This is a genomic window from Enterobacter sp. RHBSTW-00593 (genome assembly GCF_013784105.1).
GTDB lineage: Bacteria > Pseudomonadota > Gammaproteobacteria > Enterobacterales > Enterobacteriaceae > Enterobacter > Enterobacter ludwigii.
Map to the genome: position 1 here is coordinate 4,335,084 of NZ_CP056393.1, position 20,015 is coordinate 4,355,098.

Annotated in this window: 16 protein-coding genes; 6 read left to right on the plus strand and 10 right to left on the minus strand. The window is 54.2% G+C overall.

All coding sequences use genetic code 11. The annotated features are described in order from the left end of the window. Window positions 1-12: 12 nt before the first annotated feature. Together HV242_RS20810 and ahr are read left to right on the plus strand one after the other, a co-directional pair. Window positions 13-516 (plus strand): GNAT family N-acetyltransferase, encoded by a 504-nt coding sequence (locus HV242_RS20810; RefSeq protein ID WP_044868046.1) that lies wholly within the window; start codon window positions 13-15, stop codon window positions 514-516. A gap of 83 nt (window positions 517-599) precedes the next feature. Next, on the plus strand, window positions 600-1,619 hold the full coding sequence (ahr, locus tag HV242_RS20815; RefSeq protein WP_020883520.1) for an NADPH-dependent aldehyde reductase Ahr: 1,020 nt from the start codon (window positions 600-602) through the stop codon (window positions 1,617-1,619). Between the two features lie 81 nt (window positions 1,620-1,700). Here the strand turns inward: ahr and HV242_RS20820 are convergent, their stop codons facing one another. Then, the gene (locus HV242_RS20820; RefSeq protein WP_050737333.1) at window positions 1,701-3,347 is read right to left on the minus strand and encodes a dihydroxyacetone kinase subunit DhaK; all 1,647 of its coding nucleotides are present in this window, start codon (window positions 3,345-3,347) and stop codon (window positions 1,701-1,703) included. A 137-nt stretch (window positions 3,348-3,484) separates the two neighbouring features. Here HV242_RS20820 and HV242_RS20825 point away from each other — a divergent pair, with 137 nt between their 5' ends. Continuing rightward, on the plus strand, window positions 3,485-4,987 hold the full coding sequence (locus HV242_RS20825) for a helicase HerA-like C-terminal domain-containing protein (RefSeq protein WP_044866503.1): 1,503 nt from the start codon (window positions 3,485-3,487) through the stop codon (window positions 4,985-4,987). Here HV242_RS20825 and HV242_RS20830 read toward each other — a convergent pair. Further along, a complete protein-coding gene (locus HV242_RS20830; RefSeq protein WP_104440412.1) occupies window positions 4,967-5,908 on the minus strand; it encodes a TIGR01212 family radical SAM protein in 942 nt (313 codons plus the stop codon). The two genes, HV242_RS20825 and HV242_RS20830, sit on opposite strands and share 21 nt — an antisense overlap. A gap of 682 nt (window positions 5,909-6,590) precedes the next feature. Between HV242_RS20830 and gltB the strand changes: the two genes are divergently transcribed. Further along, window positions 6,591-11,051, plus strand: a complete 4,461-nt coding sequence (gltB, locus tag HV242_RS20835) for a glutamate synthase large subunit (RefSeq protein ID WP_032679060.1) — start codon at window positions 6,591-6,593, stop codon at window positions 11,049-11,051. A gap of 9 nt (window positions 11,052-11,060) precedes the next feature. Next, window positions 11,061-12,479 carry a glutamate synthase small subunit gene (locus HV242_RS20840; protein WP_014171835.1) on the plus strand — a complete coding sequence of 473 codons (1,419 nt, stop codon included), beginning with the start codon at window positions 11,061-11,063 and terminating at the stop codon, window positions 12,477-12,479. Between the two features lie 105 nt (window positions 12,480-12,584). On the opposite strand, the gene HV242_RS20845 is transcribed toward HV242_RS20840, so the two are convergent. The 6 genes from HV242_RS20845 to sspA form a co-directional block, all read right to left on the minus strand. Next, window positions 12,585-13,145 (minus strand): DUF1120 domain-containing protein, encoded by a 561-nt coding sequence (locus HV242_RS20845; RefSeq protein WP_032680188.1) that lies wholly within the window; start codon window positions 13,143-13,145, stop codon window positions 12,585-12,587. Beyond that, the gene (locus HV242_RS20850; protein ID WP_063858575.1) at window positions 13,142-15,562 is read right to left on the minus strand and encodes a fimbrial biogenesis usher protein; all 2,421 of its coding nucleotides are present in this window, start codon (window positions 15,560-15,562) and stop codon (window positions 13,142-13,144) included. Before HV242_RS20850 ends, HV242_RS20845 begins: the two co-directional genes overlap by 4 nt. Window positions 15,563-15,574: 12 nt before the next feature. Beyond that, window positions 15,575-16,276, minus strand: coding sequence for a fimbria/pilus chaperone family protein (locus tag HV242_RS20855; protein ID WP_050737336.1), 702 nt, complete (start codon window positions 16,274-16,276; stop codon window positions 15,575-15,577). A gap of 120 nt (window positions 16,277-16,396) precedes the next feature. Then, the gene (locus HV242_RS20860) at window positions 16,397-17,080 is read right to left on the minus strand and encodes a DUF1120 domain-containing protein (RefSeq protein WP_014171839.1); all 684 of its coding nucleotides are present in this window, start codon (window positions 17,078-17,080) and stop codon (window positions 16,397-16,399) included. A gap of 378 nt (window positions 17,081-17,458) precedes the next feature. Beyond that, window positions 17,459-17,950, minus strand: a complete 492-nt coding sequence (sspB, locus tag HV242_RS20865) for a ClpXP protease specificity-enhancing factor (RefSeq protein WP_025202910.1) — start codon at window positions 17,948-17,950, stop codon at window positions 17,459-17,461. Between the two features lie 5 nt (window positions 17,951-17,955). Then, entirely contained in the window at window positions 17,956-18,594 is a 639-nt protein-coding gene (sspA, locus tag HV242_RS20870; RefSeq protein ID WP_014071978.1) for a stringent starvation protein SspA, read from the minus strand. Between sspA and HV242_RS20875 the strand changes: the two genes are divergently transcribed. Beyond that, window positions 18,593-18,895: a hypothetical protein gene (locus tag HV242_RS20875; protein WP_136342246.1), complete on the plus strand. Its 303-nt coding sequence runs from the start codon at window positions 18,593-18,595 to the stop codon at window positions 18,893-18,895. The genes sspA and HV242_RS20875 overlap by 2 nt on opposite strands. A gap of 11 nt (window positions 18,896-18,906) precedes the next feature. On the opposite strand, the gene rpsI is transcribed toward HV242_RS20875, so the two are convergent. Both rpsI and rplM read right to left on the minus strand, forming a co-directional pair. Next, on the minus strand, window positions 18,907-19,299 hold the full coding sequence (gene rpsI / locus HV242_RS20880) for a 30S ribosomal protein S9 (protein ID WP_003860436.1): 393 nt from the start codon (window positions 19,297-19,299) through the stop codon (window positions 18,907-18,909). 15 nt (window positions 19,300-19,314) lie between these two features. After that, window positions 19,315-19,743: a 50S ribosomal protein L13 gene (gene rplM / locus HV242_RS20885; protein ID WP_003860434.1), complete on the minus strand. Its 429-nt coding sequence runs from the start codon at window positions 19,741-19,743 to the stop codon at window positions 19,315-19,317. Window positions 19,744-20,015 lie beyond the last annotated feature (272 nt).

The following is a 20,015-nucleotide window of genomic DNA, read 5'->3' on the forward strand; positions in this document are numbered from 1 at the left end:
ATGAGTAAGACTATGAGCGTGATTACCCCCGTCGCGACGACGATGCGTCGGATCACTGAGCAGGACAACCCGGCTATTGCCGCCGTTATCCGAACGGTTTCCGCTGAGTATGGCCTGACCGCCGACAAAGGCTATACCGTTGCCGACCCGAATCTGGATGAGCTGTTTCAGCTGTACAGCCAGCCGGGCTACGCCTATTGGGTTATTGAGCAGAACGGTCAGGTGGTGGGCGGCGGTGGCGTGGCGCCTTTAAGCTGCAGCGAGCCGGATATCTGCGAACTGCAAAAAATGTATTTTCTGCCGTCGGTACGCGGGCAAGGGCTGGCGAAAAAGCTGGCGCTTATCGCCCTTGAACATGCGCGTTTTCAGGGTTTTAAACGCTGTTACCTGGAAACAACCGCCTTCCTCAAAGAGGCCATTGGCCTGTATGAACATCTGGGCTTTACGCATATTGATGCGCCGCTGGGCTGTACCGGCCACGTCGATTGCGAAGTCAGGATGCTGAAAACTCTGTAAAGGGCATTCCTGCCCTCTTCTGTTAAGCGACTGTAAACTGAATGCTCTACACTCTCAGTTCACACCATAACGGGGGAAACACGATGTCGAAGATAAAAAGCTACGCCGCACCGCAGGCGGGTGCAGAACTTGAGCTGTACGAATACGATGCGGGCGACCTAAAAGCAGAAGACGTCGAAGTGCAGGTTGATTACTGCGGGATCTGCCACTCCGATCTCTCCATGATCGACAATGAATGGGGCTTCTCACAGTATCCACTGATTGCGGGCCACGAAGTCATTGGCCGCGTTGTGGCGCTCGGTAGCGCCGCACAGGACAAAGGGCTGAAGGTCGGCCAGCGCGTGGGTATTGGCTGGACGGCGCGCAGCTGTGGTCACTGCGATGCCTGTATCAGCGGTAACCAAATCAACTGCCTCGAAGGCGCAGTCCCTACCATTCTGAACAAAGGCGGTTTCGCCGATAAACTGCGTGCCGACTGGCAATGGGTTATTCCCCTGCCGGACAGCATTGATATCGAATCTGCCGGTCCGCTGCTGTGCGGCGGTATCACCGTATTCAAACCGCTGCTGATGCATCATGTCACCGCCACCAGCCGTGTGGGTGTCATCGGGATTGGTGGTCTGGGCCATATCGCAATTAAACTGCTGCACGCGATGGGCTGTGAAGTCACGGCGTTTAGCTCGAACCCGGCCAAAGAGAAAGAAGTGCTGGCGATGGGGGCGGATAAGGTAGTCAACAGCCGCGATCCGCAAGCGCTCAAATCGCTGGCAGGTCAGTTTGATCTGATCATCAATACCGTTAACGTCGATCTCGACTGGCAACCGTACTTTGAAGCGCTGGCCCACGGCGGTAACTTCCACACCGTCGGTGCGGTGATGAAGCCGCTGCCGGTGCCTGCGTTTACGCTGATCGGGGGGGATCGCAGCGTCTCCGGTTCCGCAACCGGTACGCCGTTCGAATTGCGCAAACTGATGAAGTTTGCCGGACGCACTAAAGTGGCGCCCACCACCGAACTGTATCCGATGTCTAAAATCAACGAAGCTATCCAGCATGTGCGTGACGGTAAAGCCCGTTATCGCGTGGTGTTGAAAGCGGATTTTTGATGTGAACGCGCGGGGTGCGTGCGGCCTGATTGCACGCATCTCCACCCTCTCCCGTCGGGAGAGGGTGGAATACTCAAAACGCTACCGTTTTGCTGCGGTCATTGCCTTGAACACCTCTGCCACCGCCACGGCCCCCGGGTCGGTCACACCCTCCAGGTTCTCTTTGTTGACATACGACGAACGTCCGGCACCCGCTTTCACCATATTCGCTGTCGCCTCAGCGCCCGCGTTCGCAGCCTGCGCAGCAGCCTGAAGGTCGCCTTTCTGCAATGCCTCCAGCGCCGGTTGCAGGGCATCGATCAAGGTGCGATCGCCAAGATCTGCCCCACCATACTGCTTCATCTGCGCCAGCCCGCTTAAGAGCGCTTCCGGCAACGGCTGACCGTCGTGCAACGTCTGCCCGGCAGCGGTAAAGAAGATCGACATCAGCACACCGCTTGAGCCCCCCATAACCGTTGCCAGCCGCTCGCCAACCAGCAGCAACAGCGTCGACACATCATTTAGCGGAAGCTGTTTCTTCTCCAGACGCTGCGCAATATCCCGCGCCCCTTGCGCAAAGGTAGAGCCCGTATCGCCATCACCCACTTTGGCATCCAGCGCATTGAGGCGGTTTTCCAGCTGGATCAGCGTCTGCGTGACCGTGGAGACGATCTCTGCGACCCGTGGATTGTCCGAGGCGGTATATTCCACGCGGTCATGGATCGCGCTATGTTCCTGCACGCGCAGCGGCGCAAACGCCACCGGCTTCTGCCAGCCCAACGTCTCCACCTCTTCATGGAGAGCTTTTTCGAACAGATCGTTAAGCTTCAGCAACGTCAGCGAAAAGCCTTTCATATCCAGGGCACTCACCAGCGGTGCCGGACCAATCAGATAAGCGATATTCTCTTTCAGCGCCGAGTGGGCCAGCTCTTTGGTGAGCAACGCCATCTCCAGCGCCGACACGCCGCCGAGGTTATTGATAAGCACCGCAAAACGCCCGTTACCGGCCTGCGCTTTGAGCGGCTCGACCAGCGTGTCGATAATGGCTTTGCTGTTTTGCGTATCGACAACCGAGGCACCAGGCTCGCCGTGGATCCCGAGCCCCAGCTCCACGTGCCCCTGCCTGATCCGCCCCTCTTCATCATCACTGCCCGGCAGGTTACAGGTTTGCATTGCCACGCCCAGGCTCCAGAGATTATCGCAAGCCTGTTGCGCGATATCGCGCACCTCGGTCAGTGATTTGCCGTGCTCTGCCGCATAGCCCGCGATTTTATGAACCAGTGCCGTACCGGCGATACCGCGCGGCTGCTTGTTATCCGGCAGGGCAATATCATCGGCGACAATGACCATCTCGACCTTCAGGCCATAACGCTTGGCTTTTTCTGCCGCCAGGCCGAAATTAAGCCGGTCGCCGGTGTAATTTTTCACGATCAGCAGACAACCCCGATCGCCCGTTACCGCCACAATAGCGTTCAGCACCGCATCAACGCTCGGCGAAGCAAAAAGATCACCGCACACCGCTGCCGTGAGCATCCCTTTGCCGACAAACCCGGCGTGTGCAGGTTCGTGACCAGAGCCACCGCCTGAAATAACCGCCACCCGGCTTTTATCCCAGTCGCTGCGCGCCACCACCCGAATGGCCGGGTCGATATCAAGTTTGACGAGATTAGCGTGTGGTGCCGAAATCAGTATGCCTTCGATGGCGTCATTGACCAGCTGTTTGCGATCGTTAAAGAAGAATCTGGACATAGTTTTCCAAAATTTTGTGAACCGTATGCAAAAGCATAGTCCGCGCTGGATAATGCGCCGCAAAGTCAGCAATTTACTCAGCCATTTTGCCGTCAGGTTGCCTATACTCGACCGAGGACTAAGAGAGGAAGCGCATTATGAGTACACCATTGTTAATTGCCCGCACGCTGGACAAAGAGCTGTTTTTACTGCCCGCGATGGCCAACCGTCACGGTCTCATCACCGGGGCCACCGGGACGGGGAAAACCGTGACCCTGCAGAAACTGGCAGAGTCGCTTTCAGAGATCGGCGTACCGGTCTTTATGGCCGATGTAAAAGGCGATTTAACCGGTGTTGCTCAGGAAGGCACTCCGTCCGAAAAACTGCTCGACCGACTCAAAAATATCGGCATCACGGACTGGACACCGCACAACAATCCGGTCGTGTTATGGGATATCTTTGGTGAGAAAGGTCACCCGGTACGTGCAACCGTCTCCGATCTCGGTCCGCTGCTGCTGGCTCGTCTGCTCAACCTCAACGACGTGCAGTCCGGTGTACTGAACATCATCTTCCGTATTGCCGACGACCAGGGTCTGCTGCTGCTTGATTTCAAAGATCTGCGGGCCATTACCCAGTACATCGGTGATAACGCCAAATCGTTCCAGAACCAGTACGGTAATATCAGCAGCGCCTCAGTCGGTGCCATCCAGCGCGGGTTACTGACCCTGGAGCAACAGGGTGCCGAACATTTCTTTGGCGAGCCGATGCTGGATATCAAGGACTGGATGCGCACCGACAGCAACGGGAAAGGCATCATCAATATTCTGAGCTCAGAGAAGCTTTACCAGATGCCGAAGCTCTACGCCGCCAGCCTGCTGTGGATGCTCTCTGAACTGTACGAGCAGTTACCTGAAGCCGGCGATCTCGACAAACCCAAGCTGGTCTTCTTCTTCGACGAAGCGCACCTGCTGTTTAACGATGCGCCACAGGTTCTGCTGGATAAGATTGAACAGGTGATCCGCCTGATCCGCTCAAAAGGCGTCGGCGTCTGGTTTGTTTCGCAAAACCCGTCCGATATTCCTGACAACGTGCTGGGACAGCTTGGCAACCGCGTACAGCATGCCCTGCGCGCCTTTACACCGAAAGATCAGAAGGCCGTCAAAGCCGCCGCGCAAACCATGCGAGCGAACCCGGCATTTGATACCGAAGCGGCCATCCAGGCGTTGGGCACCGGTGAAGCGCTTATCTCTTTCCTGGATGCAAAAGGCAGCCCGTCCGTTGTGGAGCGCGCAATGGTGATTGCCCCTTGCTCCCGGATGGGGCCCGTGACGGACGATGAACGCAACGGCCTGATTAACCGCTCCCCGCTGTATGGTAAGTATGAGGACGACGTGGATCGCGAGTCGGCATTCGAGATGCTGCAAAAAGGGGTACAGGCCACCACCGAATCCCAGGACGCGCCTGCCGCCAAAGGCCAGTCTGTTGCCGTTGACGACGGCATCCTGAGCGGGCTTAAGGATATCCTGTTTGGTACAACCGGACCACGCGGCGGCAAACGCGATGGCGTCGTGCAGACCATGGCGAAAAGTGCAGCGCGTCAGGTCACGAATCAGATTGTACGCGGCATGCTGGGGAGCCTGTTAGGCGGTCGTCGCCGGTAAGCGGGGAACCCAGGGGCGACCAAGCGCCGATCCCTGTACGCCGTGCTCTTGCAGATAACGGTCGATTTCCACCATCCCCGTCCAGCGGTTCTCACACCAGAGCGGTGCAAGAAGCGTTGGACGGCGGGCGCTGGCGGAGATGCGGTGGTAGACAATCTCCGGCGGGGTGTGCCGAATCATCTCCCCCGCCGTCATCGTATACGCATCAAGCTCAATACCGGTTAAGCGCCCGGCTTCCCAGGCTTTGGCCATGATACTGCCCTTCACGATGTGCAGTGGATGCAGCTTAATTCCGTCCACACCGGTCTCGATCACCTTTTCCAGTGTCTCAAGACCGTGCTGCTGCCCTTCGCCTGGCAGGCCGACAATCAGGTGTGAGCACACCTTCAGCCCACGCTCACGCGCGAGACGTGTGGTGCGCTGGTAACAGGCGAAATCATGTCCACGGTTGATGCGGTGCAGAGTTTTGTCGTGCGCACTTTGCAGGCCCAGCTCCAGCCAGATCTCATACCCTTGTTCCTTGTACTCGCTGAGCAGGTCCAGTACCGCTTCCGGCACGCAGTCCGGGCGGGTGCCCACACACAGCCCTACGATACTGGCCTGACTTACCGCCTGCTGATACATGGAGCGCAAGACCTGTACTTCCGCCCATGTGCTGGTGTAGGCCTGGAAATAGGCCAGATACTGTTTCGCACGGTTGACCAGACTCGCCTGATGGGACAGCTGTTCGATGATAGAACGATGCTGCTGCGCTTCGTCAGCAAAAGACGCCACATTACAGAAAGTACAGCCCCCGCGCCCGATCGTCCCGTCACGGTTCGGGCAGCTAAAACCGCCATGCAGCGTCAGCTTGTGAACCTTTTGCCCATAACGCTGCAAAAGATCCCCACCAAACATATTGACTAATTTCTGTAACTGCATAATCTGATAGACCGTCCCAAAGAAAGGGGACAAGCCTGCCATTTTTAGCCTCTGTCGGCGATGACCTGGATCAATCGCCCTGGACGGCCTTTATCTCTATGAATAAATACTCAGGATTACTGCAATTTCATTCACGCCAGTTGTGATTACTTTTCCTTATGTTCTGATTGTTTTTTTCACTTATAGCGTCAGCACTGAAAAACAGTGACTTTATGCGGGTTTGCATTTCATCGTAGAGAATTATTCTGCTAAAAAACGGCTATTCAGCACGCTACATCGATAATACCGCTTTCATATAGTGAGTCAGATCACACTCCGCTGCGTCTCACCACAGCTTACAAACGTTGTAAATAGAGTTGAATTTCTTTTATATACAAATGGTTAAGAGCTCTTTAGCACATTTTTGTATAAATAAGATTGCCATTTGACCTGTGTACCAATTCCCGATAAGTTGGAAATCCGCTGGAAGCTTTCTGGATGAGCAGCCTGCTCATCATATTTATGCAGTAATTGAGATTCCCTCTGAAGCAAGTCCTCAAACTTGTTTACCTGCGCGAAAGGATGAAAAAGAGGGCGAATGCGAGGTACGCGTATGAAACGCAAACCCCGTCGCCATGCTCTTTCTGTGCCTGTGCGCCACGGTTCAGTGGGAAGCCCGACGAGCCTGGGGAGGTTCACTGATATGTTGTACGATAAATCCCTTGAGAAGGATAACTGTGGTTTCGGCCTGATCGCCCACATAGAAGGCGAACCTAGCCACAAGGTAGTGCGTACTGCTATTCACGCACTGGCCCGCATGCAGCACCGTGGTGCCATCCTTGCTGATGGTAAAACCGGCGACGGTTGCGGTCTGCTGCTGCAAAAACCGGATCGTTTCTTCCGTATCGTTGCGGAAGAGCGCGGCTGGCGTTTAGCCAAAAACTACGCTGTCGGTATGCTGTTCCTGAATCAGGATCCTGAAAAAGCTGCCGCCTCACGCCGCATCGTCGAAGAAGAACTTCAACGTGAAACCCTGTCTATTGTTGGCTGGCGCGATGTGCCAACCAACGAAGGGGTACTCGGCGAAATCGCCCTCTCCTCGCTGCCTCGAATTGAACAGATTTTTGTTAATGCCCCTGCGGGCTGGCGTCCGCGTGATATGGAACGCCGTCTGTTTATCGCCCGTCGTCGCATTGAAAAACGTCTCCAGGACGACAAGGAGTTCTACGTCTGTAGCCTCTCTAACCTGGTGAACATCTATAAAGGTCTGTGTATGCCGGCTGACCTGCCGCGCTTCTACCTGGACCTGGCGGACCTGCGTCTGGAATCGGCCATCTGCCTCTTCCACCAGCGCTTCTCCACCAACACCGTCCCTCGCTGGCCGCTGGCGCAGCCGTTCCGCTACCTGGCGCACAACGGCGAGATCAATACCATTACCGGTAACCGCCAGTGGGCGCGTGCTCGTACCTATAAGTTCCAGACGCCACTGATCCCTGACCTGCACGATGCCGCGCCGTTCGTTAACGAAACCGGCTCTGACTCCAGCTCCATGGATAACATGCTGGAGCTGCTGCTGGCAGGCGGTATGGATATCGTGCGCGCCATGCGTCTGCTCGTGCCACCGGCATGGCAAAACAACCCGGATATGGATCCAGAGCTGCGCGCGTTCTTCGACTTTAACTCCATGCACATGGAGCCGTGGGATGGCCCGGCGGGCATCGTTATGTCCGACGGTCGCTTTGCTGCCTGTAACCTGGACCGTAACGGTCTGCGTCCGGCACGCTACGTCATCACCAAAGATAAGCTCATCACCTGCGCCTCTGAAGTCGGTATCTGGGATTACCAGCCTGACGAAGTGGTTGAGAAAGGCCGCGTTGGCCCGGGCGAGCTGATGGTTATCGACACCCGCGGTGGGCGCATTCTGCACTCTGCTGAAACCGATAACGATCTTAAGAGCCGCCATCCGTACAAAGAGTGGATGGAGAAAAACGTTCGTCGCCTGGTGCCATTCGAAGATCTGCCGGATGAAGAAGTGGGCAGTCGTGAGCTGGACGACGATACGCTCGCCAGCTTCCAGAAACAGTTTAACTACAGCGCCGAAGAGCTGGATTCCGTGATCCGCGTACTCGGTGAAAATGGCCAGGAAGCGGTCGGCTCCATGGGTGACGATACCCCGTTTGCCGTGCTCTCCAGCCAGCCACGCATCATTTATGACTACTTCCGTCAGCAGTTTGCGCAGGTGACCAACCCGCCAATCGATCCGCTACGTGAAGCACACGTGATGTCACTGGCCACCAGCATTGGTCGCGAGATGAACGTCTTCTGCGAAGCTGAAGGCCAGGCGCACCGCCTGACCTTTAAATCGCCGATCCTGCTGTACTCTGATTTCAAACAGCTCACCACCCTGAAAGAGGATCACTACCGCGCCGACACGCTCGATATCACTTTCGACGTGACCGAAGCGACCCTCGAAGAGACGGTGAATGCGCTGTGTGACAAAGCGGAACAGATGGTGCGTAACGGTACCGTTCTGCTGGTGCTTTCTGACCGCAATATTGCGAAAAACCGTCTGCCGGTACCGGCCCCCATGGCGGTAGGTGCTATCCAGACGCGTCTGGTCGATAAGAGCCTGCGCTGCGACGCCAACATCATTGTTGAAACCGCCAGCGCCCGCGATCCGCACCACTTTGCCGTGCTGTTAGGCTTTGGTGCGACGGCTATTTACCCGTACCTGGCCTACGAAACGCTGGCGCGTCTCGTGGATACCCGTGCTATCGACAAAGATTACCGCACGGTGATGCTGAACTACCGTAACGGCATCAACAAAGGCCTGTACAAAATCATGTCCAAAATGGGCATCTCGACCATCGCCTCCTACCGCTGCTCGAAGCTGTTTGAAGCGGTCGGTCTGCATGACGACGTGGCGACACTTTGCTTCCAGGGCGTTATCAGCCGTATCGGCGGTGCCGGATTCGCTGACTTCCAGCAGGATCTGATGAACCTGTCGAAACGCGCCTGGCTGGCACGTAAGCCGCTGGATCAAGGTGGTCTGCTGAAGTATGTCCACGGCGGTGAATATCACGCTTATAACCCGGACGTGGTGCGTACGCTGCAACAGGCCGTTCAGAGCGGCGAGTACAGCGATTACCAGCAGTATGCTGAACTGGTGAACAGCCGTCCGGCGGCGACGCTGCGCGACCTGCTGGCGCTGAACCCGGGTGATGAAGCCGTCAGCATTGACGACGTTGAGCCTGCCACTGAACTGTTTAAACGCTTTGACACCGCGGCAATGTCCATCGGTGCGCTCAGCCCGGAAGCTCACGAAGCGCTGGCTGAAGCAATGAACAGCATCGGCGGCAATTCAAACTCCGGTGAAGGTGGTGAAGACCCTGCCCGTTATGGCACCAACAAAGTCTCACGTATCAAGCAGGTTGCATCCGGTCGCTTTGGCGTCACGCCAGCGTATCTGGTTAACGCCGACGTGATTCAGATTAAAGTCGCTCAGGGTGCAAAACCGGGCGAAGGCGGCCAGTTACCGGGTGATAAAGTCACGCCGTATATCGCCAAATTACGCTACTCCGTACCGGGTGTGACGCTGATTTCTCCGCCACCGCATCACGATATTTACTCTATCGAGGATCTGGCGCAGCTGATTTTCGACCTGAAACAGGTCAACCCGAAAGCGATGATATCCGTGAAGCTGGTTTCCGAACCGGGCGTTGGCACCATCGCGACCGGTGTGGCAAAAGCCTATGCGGACCTGATCACCATCGCCGGTTATGACGGTGGTACCGGGGCAAGCCCACTCTCCTCCGTGAAATACGCGGGCTGTCCGTGGGAGCTTGGCCTGGTGGAAACCCAGCAGGCGCTGGTGGCTAACGGTCTGCGTCATAAGATCCGTCTGCAGGTGGATGGCGGCCTGAAAACCGGCCTCGACATTATCAAGGCGGCGATTCTGGGTGCGGAAAGCTTTGGTTTCGGCACGGGCCCTATGGTCGCGCTCGGCTGTAAATACCTGCGTATTTGCCACCTGAACAACTGTGCAACCGGTGTTGCAACCCAGGACGAGAAGCTGCGTAAGAACCATTACCACGGCCTGCCGTTCAAAGTGACGAACTACTTTGATTTCATCGCCCGCGAAACCCGTGAGCTGATGGCACAGCTGGGCGTGAAACGCCTGGTGGATCTGATTGGCCGTACCGACCTGCTCAAAGAGCTGGAAGGTTTCACAGCCAAACAGCAGAAGCTGGAGCTGTCTAAGTTGCTGGAAACTGCCGAGCCACATCCTGGCAAAGCGGTCTACTGCACCGAGAACAACCCGCCGTTCGACAATGGCGTGCTGAACGCGCAGCTGCTGCAGCAAGCGAAGCCGTACGTGGATGACAAGCAGAGCAAAACGTTCTGGTTTGATATTCGCAACACTGATCGTTCTGTCGGTGCATCGCTTTCCGGTTACATCGCGCAAACGCACGGTGACCAGGGCCTGGCGGCCGACCCGATTACCGCGCACTTCAGCGGTACCGCGGGTCAGAGCTTCGGCGTGTGGAACGCCGGCGGCGTTGAACTGTATCTGACTGGTGATGCCAACGACTATGTCGGTAAAGGCATGGCGGGTGGTCTGCTGGCAGTGCGTCCGCCGGTCGGTTCAGCCTTCCGTAGCTGCGATGCCAGCATCATCGGTAACACCTGTCTGTACGGCGCGACCGGCGGTCGTCTGTTTGCAGCGGGTCGTGCAGGTGAACGTTTTGCCGTACGTAACTCCGGTGCCATCACCGTGGTTGAAGGTATCGGTGATAACGGTTGTGAATACATGACGGGCGGGATTGTGTGCGTCCTGGGTAAAACCGGCGTGAACTTTGGCGCAGGCATGACGGGCGGTTTTGCTTACGTCCTGGATGAAGACGGTGAGTTCCGCAAACGCGTGAACCCTGAACTGGTGGAAGTGCTGGACGTTGAAACGCTGGCTATCCACGAAGAACACCTGCGCGGTTTGATTACCGAACACGTGCAGCATACCGGTTCTTCGCGCGGCGAAGAGATCCTGGCCAACTGGCCGGCGTTCTCTGCGAAATTCGCGCTGGTTAAACCGAAGTCCAGCGATGTTAAAGCCCTGTTGGGTCACCGTAGTCGTAGCGCAGCAGAGCTGCGTGTGCAGGCGCAGTAAGGAATTCAGATGAGCCAGAACGTATACCAGTTTATCGACCTGCAGCGTGTTGATCCGCCAAAAAAACCGCTGAAGATCCGTAAAATTGAATTTGTAGAAATCTATGAGCCGTTTTCAGAAGGCCAGGCCAAAGCACAGGCAGACCGCTGCCTGTCCTGCGGTAACCCTTACTGCGAATGGAAATGTCCGGTCCATAACTACATCCCGAACTGGCTGAAACTGGCCAACGAAGGACGTATTTTTGAAGCTGCCGAGCTGTCTCACCAGACAAACACCCTGCCGGAAGTGTGCGGCCGCGTGTGTCCTCAGGACCGTCTGTGCGAAGGTTCCTGTACGCTGAACGACGAATTTGGCGCGGTGACCATCGGTAATATCGAACGCTATATCAACGATAAAGCCTTCGAAATGGGCTGGCGTCCGGATATGACCGGCGTGAAGCAAACCGACAAGCGTGTGGCGATCATCGGTGCGGGCCCGGCGGGCCTGGCCTGTGCGGACGTTCTGACCCGTAACGGCGTGAAGGCCGTGGTCTTTGACCGCCATCCGGAAATCGGCGGTCTGCTGACCTTCGGTATTCCGGCCTTCAAGCTGGAAAAAGAGGTCATGACCCGTCGCCGTGAAATCTTCACCGGTATGGGCATTGAGTTCAAACTGAACGTGGAAGTCGGTCGCGACGTGCAGCTCGACGACCTGCTGAAGGATTACGACGCCGTCTTCCTGGGCGTGGGAACCTATCAGTCCATGCGCGGTGGTCTGGAGAACGAAGATGCGCCGGGCGTATTCGACGCACTGCCGTTCCTGATTGCCAATACCAAACAGATCATGGGCTATGGCGAAACCGCCGATGAGCCGTATGTCAGCATGGAAGGCAAACGCGTGGTGGTGCTGGGCGGGGGTGATACCGCGATGGACTGCGTGCGTACCTCCATTCGCCAGAATGCGGCACACGTGATCTGCGCCTATCGTCGTGACGAAGAGAACATGCCGGGCTCTAAACGCGAAGTGAAAAACGCGCGTGAAGAGGGCGTGGAATTCCAGTTCAACATCCAGCCTCTGGGTATTGAAGTGAATGCCAACGGCAAAGTGAGCGGCGTGAAAATGGCGCGCACTGAGATGGGTGCGCCGGATGCGAAAGGTCGTCGTCGCGCAGAGATCGTGGCAGGTTCCGAGCATGTGATCCCGGCCGATGCCGTAGTAATGGCGTTCGGTTTCCGTCCTCACAGCATGGAGTGGCTGGCGAAGCACAGCGTAGAGCTGGACTCTCAGGGTCGTGTTATTGCGCCGGAAGGCAACGAAAACGCGTTCCAGACCAGCAACCCGAAAATCTTTGCTGGCGGTGATATCGTTCGCGGTTCCGACCTGGTCGTTACCGCGATTGCCGAAGGCCGTAAAGCCGCTGACGGTATTCTGAACTACCTGGAAGTGTAAGAAATAAGCCGGATGGCAAATACCATCCGGCTTTTTTTATGCGGTTAACCGCCTTTGATTTTCCCCCTGCAGCTCCGCTTTTCTGTGGTGCCGCAAAAAGAAGGGTTACTTCGTCAATAAGCTCCAGGTCAAATCACTTTCCAGCGTAGTTTGATCTGTCAGATGGCTGAACGCGCTTTCGTTGAGAACCGGTGAGAGCGTTACGTTGAAACTCATCTGCTGGCCGGAAGGGACCTGGTTATTCTCAAGCGCAATCACCGCCTCGTTATTACGCAGATAGAACGGCGTCGGTGTACCGTTTTCCGGCGTAAAATTCAGCTGATCGACCGTTTTACCCACGGTGTAACTTTTGCCATCGACGGTCATGTTGTCAATTTTGACTGCGACACCGCCGGACTGCCCAAAAAGAAACCGCCCCTTATCTCCCGCTGTACCGCGCAGTATCACCGCCATCTGCTGAGACTGAGGGCAAAAAACATTTACCGTGATGTCACGATCGGCCATTTTATGCCAGTCCTGCTGCGTCGTTTCGATCGTATCCCGGCGCATCTCATGATAATCCACCACCGGCTGTGAGAGACTGAGCTGGCACTCTTCAGCATGGGTTATTCCTGTCACGCCGAGCATCAGCAAGGCCACTAAGCCCGATAAGTGTCGACTGTTCATCGGCAGACTCCGTTCACTTCTTCATAGAAGGCATTTTCGTCACGCTTATCAGCCAGGGTGTAATCAATCTTACACAGTCGGTTATTGTCACCGTCTAGCGCGTAGAGCGCGCTCAGCTGATCGGCATCGTTAATAAAGACGTGGCCATCATCAACCGTGGTCACGATATAGTTACCTTTCTCATCAACAATCGAGATCCCTTTACTCAGGGGCTGACCGTCAGCCTGCTTAACGCTTAGCATGACGCGGCGGCTGTTAAGTACTTTGAAATCAATCTCGCTGACCGAGGCATGGCCTGCGGCAATATATTTCGTGCCGTTAGCCAGCGTCATACTCTGCGGCAGCTTATTAGCATCAATTTCTATGCGGGAGTTATGCCATTCGTTGAGTGAAGGTACCACGGCCTGGCCCCATGGATCGGTCCAGACGGTACCTTGCGGAGTGGAGATTTCAACGCCGCTCTTCTTCTCGCTCAGTCTGGCAATCGCGAAGGTGTCCTGAATCGTATACGGCGAGAAAGTCACACCCTCTTTATGCATGGCCACGCCACCCGACAATGTCGCATTGTAGTTCCGCTGATTATCCCCACTGGTTCCGCCCCCCACGCTCAGTTGCGTATAGCGCAGGTTAGTGTTGATGTTGCCGTTGAAGCTGTTGTCTTTCGAATCCTGATCGCGATCGGCTGAGATGTAATAGTTCGTATTGTCTCCCAGCGAGCCGCTGTTAGACGCGCCATAGGAGGTGCTATCACCCTGTTTACGCATATAGGTACTGATGGACTGACTGCCGCCGAGCGGGATGCTCACGTTGACGTAGAACATCTCATTGTCCTGATCGTCATCGACATTACCGACCGCACTTTGCCAGTTCATGGATACTGACGCGTACGTAAAGGTCTTGCCCCATGACAGCAAGAGGTAACGTGAATCTTCGCCGTCACCGCTGGTCTGGTTGTAGTTGAACCCTGCGCTAAACACCCCCGCCAGAGGGGAGGAGAAGCGAACGTTGCCGGAATAGGTGTTGTCGTATCCCTGATAATCATCATCCATCGCATCAGCCAGTTCGCGGTACTCTCCGCTGTAATGCGTCGCACTGCCTGAAAGACCGACGTACTCGTTCAGGATGTAATCACTTTGCAGCTCGGTTTTTACCCCGCTGCTGCTGTCACCAAAGCTCGCATTGCTGACTGCCGCCCCCGTTGAAAGGGTCCAGTCATCGCTTACCAGGAACTCTGTCCTGCCGCCTGCCGCCTGATAGTTTTCCGCAGCGGCACCTGAAGCCAGGAGATTCATCCACGGAGAGACACGCCAGCCGTCAGAGATGTTCATCACCAGCGGATCGTTATAGTCGCTGTCGATGCTGCGCACCTGACCTACAGAAAGGGTTAGACCCTGCGGGCGTGAAAGGTTGCGCGCCCTTACCTGAGACGCCGGGACGATGAAACGGTTAGTTGCGCCGTCGGATTCCACCACCGAGACGTCCAGACCCACATTGTTGCGAACCACGGGCACGTCATCCAGCGTGAAGGGGCCGGCTGGCACAAGGGTACTGAAGACCAGTTGACCGTTCTGGCGGATTTCGACACGTGCCTGGGAAGACTGGGCAATACCGGAAACGCTCACGCCAGAGCTTGCTCTCGCCAGACCGCTGGTCGGCATAAACTGAACGCCGGTAATCGGCACCCCGCTCAACACGTTAGACATGGCGTTGATTTCACCCACCTGCATCGTCATTTTTTGCGCGGTAAAGACATGCTCTGCATAGGTGTAAATGCTTTCGGCATTTCGGCTACCGTCGTCATCCGTCAGGATATAACGGCTGCGCAATGCCCAGTCCATCGTGTTGAATCCGGCTTCCAGGCTGGCCTGAGAGTAGCGGCTGCTGTCATTGTCACCATAGTCGTTATGGGTGCTGAACAATGAATAGTTCAGCAGCGCCGCCGTTCCGCCATGCTGGAAGTTTTTGATATCCGACGACAGACTGTTCACCGCTTCAGCTGGCAGATAGAGTTCAACGGCCTCCTGGTTAGGCAAGGCGTTGATGACGGCTTTAGGATAGTTATCCCGAATATCATGACACTCCTCACCGGACTTTATTGACACAGGCATCAGCCCAGCAAACTCCATGAGATCGTTATCAAAGCAAAGCATGCCGTCTTTGTTGAAACGAACTGCAGCCATTCCTCGTTCTTTCCCGTTGACCTTCACCGAAACGGAGTGGGTTCCGGGTAAAAAGCGCGGTGCTTCTGCGAAGTAATGGTTGAGATCTTTATTCAACCCCAGCGTTTGCATTATCCCCGTGTCGAAGGTGACCTCCCTCGCCAGTACGGATGTTGAATCAAGTAACACCAGAGGTAATGTGCGGCAAAGAATGGCGCGGACACAAAGTGCAAGGCGGCTTTGTTTACTCACCGTCATATCCCTATTTTATTAATTTAATTCCGACGTAAAGCTCGGGACCTCAACGCCATAGCGGCTGGCCGGGAAAAACTTAACGCTGCTGTCACCACTGACTTTCTTACTCATATCAGCCGTTAGCGTTTCGCCAGGAAGAATGTAGGTTTTGGACAGAGAGGCACTCACCCCTGAAGGCAGCAGCATCACGTTCTGCCCAAGACGGACCACATATTTGCTGGGATTGTTTACGGTGACGGATGTGCCGTTTGAGGACCACTTCAGGAACTTCCAGGCATCAGTGACCACACCCAGGGATGCCGGACGAATAAGCACGGGGATATCCTGGCGAATGTTAATGCCAATCTTTATTTTTTTATCATCGTTTTTAGGCGGAATACCGTCGAATGTGACGCGTTTATAATGCTCTACATCCAATGGCTGTTTGTTCTGAAGAATAAAGCGCAGCTGCTGCGTCTGACCTGGCTCAAGACGTACTACCGGCTGCGTTGCAATAAGCTTAAGACCGGTATCGTCCGGCAGGTCAACGACATTTGTATATAAAAGTGAAGGATGCGAATCGGTATTCTTGACGTTAATCGTTCCACTGTGCGTCGCTTCATCAATGATTAACAGACTGGTTTCAGGCACCATGCCTTCTGCATGTACAGCAACACTGGCAGATAATAACGCGGCAGTAATCAGCGTGTTAAATAAAGTAGATTTTAAACAATGCATAATAATATCTCCTTGAAAGCAACAACAGAACAGTCCATGTTTATCGCGCCGTTAAAAAGAGAGTAAATGCAGCGCATTTACTCTCCGGTTAATTAAATTACGTTTACTCGATTAAAAGTCTTACAGATAACGCAGGCTGATAGTCACCTGACCATCAAGCTGGGTGTCATCAGTGATCGCCAGCGTGGTGGTATCCTGGATCGCCAGAGAGGTCACCAGTGGGAAGGTTGCGGTCTGGAACGCCAGTGGAGCCAGGGTGCCAACAGTTGCAACGGTGAAATCACGATAGTTATCGCCCTGAGTTGTACCGTTGGTGCTCTTCGACCAGTTACCCGTAGCATTCTGCTGGTAAATTGGGTCAACTTTAGCGCCGTCAGCCATCACGCTGTCAGTTTTAACGAACAGCGAGTAAGTTCCGATGTTCACTGGTGTTGCACCTGTTGTTTTACCTACACCGTAAGTCTGGCTTTCAGACGAATTAGAACCACCACCAAACACGCCATTCTCAACGGTGAGTTTCGCGTTAGAATCAGCGCGATCGTCAATCATATTCCAGGACACTTTTGTTGCTGCGGTGCAGGTAATAGTCAGATCGATGTCTTTCTGGCCCAGCTGGTTAACTGCCGTTGAGCTTAAACCACCCAAACTAATTGTGCCGTAGTCAACCGTTCCGCCGTTGCTTAACTGAGGCGTACAGGCTGAATTAGTCAGCGTACCTTTGACTTTCAGAACGGCAGTCGGGTTAGCCGCAAAAGCGGATGTCACACAGAGAGAGAGCGCAGTAGCGAGTAAAACCTTTTTCACTTGTTATTCCTTAACATATGAGTAATTGCAATATTAAATACAGCAGGGATAAATAAATTTATCCCATACTGTTTATCGTCATGCTTGAGAGCATGCGTAGATAATATAATCTTTATAAATACAAGCAATTTAGAAAAATTAATTTATGTATTTAGAATAACGTTATCAATAAGCGATATTTATTTATAAGAGTGTATATAGCTTTAAAACGACATATTATATTCAGCGGAGATATAGCTTGAAATTATCCGATCGGTGGGGACAGGCAAAAAAGAAGGGATGTATATAATTTACTTTATTAAACGTTTTGACATAAAAAGACATAAAAAATCCAGCTAGTCTGAATAACTAACTGGATAGTCGATAAAAATGCTTTTACTACTTCACAACGCGCAGTGCCGGACGGCCTCCGCGCGGCGGCGGATCGTCATCAGGATCGTCATTGTGATCGGGCTTGTCACCCTCAATGACCGACATCAGCGTTTCGCTTTCGTTTTCCGAAGCGCCGTTTTCGTCATTGAGGCCGACAACATCCTCGTCATAAGCCGCTTCCGGCTCAAACATGGTGCCTGCACCGTTTTCACGCGCATAAATCGCCAGCACCGCAGCCAGCGGTACAGAAACCTGACGCGGCACACCGCCGAAACGCGCGTTAAAGCGCACTTCGTCGTTGGCCAGTTCAAGGTTACCCACCGCGCGCGGCGCGATGTTCAGTACGATCTGCCCGTCACGTGCATATTCCATAGGAACCTGCACGCCCGGCAACGTCACATCCACAACCAGGTGCGGCGTGAGCTGGTTATCCAGCAGCCATTCATAGAAGGCGCGCAGCAGATACGGACGGCGTGGGGTAAGTTGTGACATTTCCACAGTCATTAGCCTCGGCCGAGACGCATTTCACGTTCCGGTTCAGTTAAAGATGCCAGGAAAGAATCGCGTTCAAATACGCGAGTCATGTAGCCCTTCAGCTCTTTCGCGCCCGGACCGCTGAACTCTACGCCCAGGGTTGGCAGACGCCAGAGCAACGGCGCCAGGTAGCAATCTACCAGGCTGAACTCATCGCTCAGGAAGAATGGTTTCTGACCAAACACAGGGGCAATCGCCAGCAGCTCTTCACGCAGTTGCTTACGTGCAGCGTCTGCTTCAGAAGAGGAACCGTTGACGATAACGTTCATCAGCGTGTACCAGTCTTTTTCGATACGCTGCATGTACAGGCGGCTTTCACCACGTGCAACAGGGTAAACAGGCATCAGTGGTGGATGCGGGAAACGCTCATCCAGATATTCCATAATGATACGGGATTCCCACAGGGTCAGCTCGCGATCCACCAGCGTCGGTACGCTTTGGCTCGGGTTGAGATCGATCAGATCCTGAGGCGGGTTATCCTTTTCCACATGCTCGATCTCAAAACTGACACCCTTCTCGGCCAGCACGATACGAACCTGATGGCTATAAATGTCAGTAGGACCAGAAAACAGCGTCATTACCGAACGTTTGTTGGCAGCGACAGCCATGAAAACCTCCAGGTATATTCAGAATTTTTACTGCTACCAGCCCAAACAGGGCCAGCCAGATGTTGTATCGCCCATCCCAGAGAAAACACATTGTTCAAGAATCGAACAAAAAACGAGTATTCACCGATATTTGGGCAGAAAATTGGATGATAGTTTACCAGATTTTGATGGCTTTGTGGTGAGGGGATTCTGGAAATGTGGAAAAAGAGAAGATATATGCAGTGATGCTGTGGATAACCTGCACATTATCCATAAAAAAAAACCCGCCGAAGCGGGTTTTTCGCCAATCGTTTCTGCGTAAGCAGAAAAGGATTAACGTTTGGAGAACTGTGGACGACGACGTGCTTTACGCAGACCCACTTTCTTACGTTCAACCTGACGAGCGTCACGAGTAACGAAGCCAGCTTTACGCAGTTCAGAACGCAGGGATTCGTCGTACTCCATCAGAGCGCGGGTGATACCGTGACGGATCGCACCTGCCTGACCGGAGATACCACCACCTTTAACGGTGATGTACAGATCCAGTTTTTCTACCATATCAACCAGTTCCAGCGGCTGGCGAACTACCATGCGGGCAGTTTCACGACCGAAGTACTGTTCCAGAGAACGTTGGTTGATTACGATTTTACCACTGCCCGGTTTGATGAACACGCGAGCTGCGGAACTTTTGCGGCGACCAGTGCCGTAGTATTGATTTTCAGCCATTGCCTATAATCCCGATTAGATGTCAAGAACTTGCGGTTGCTGTGCCGCGTGGTTGTGCTCGTTACCTGCGTAAACTTTCAGTTTACGGAACATAGCACGACCCAGCGGGCCTTTTGGCAGCATGCCTTTAACCGCGATTTCAATCACACGCTCAGGACGGCGAGCAATCATCTCTTCAAAGGTCGCTTCTTTGATACCACCGATGTGGCCAGTGTGATGGTAGTACATTTTGTCTGTACGCTTGTTGCCGGTTACAGCAACTTTATCTGCGTTCAGAACGATGATGTAATCACCCGTATCAACGTGCGGAGTGTATTCCGCTTTATGCTTACCGCGCAGGCGACGAGCCAGTTCAGTAGCCAGACGGCCCAGAGTTTTACCGGTCGCGTCAACAACATACCAGTCGCGCTGTACGGTTTCTGGTTTAGCTGTAAAAGTTTTCATTAAAAGCTTACCCAAATAATAAGTTACACGTTGGTGAACACCCAAACGTTTAGTCAGTTGAGGTTCACACGACAAAGTCCGGCAAACCTACCCCTTCGAATAGCTAATGCCGACACATAGAAAGTTTCGGGAAAAAAACCTTCTCGTAACGTGGGGTCGCAAGATTATAGAGAAGTTGAGGTCAAAGATCGACCCTTAAATGTGATTCGAGGCGGGTTTTTCGGGGGTAAGGTTTTTGCGGTCTGCCGCCCTCACCCCCAGCCCCTCTCCCA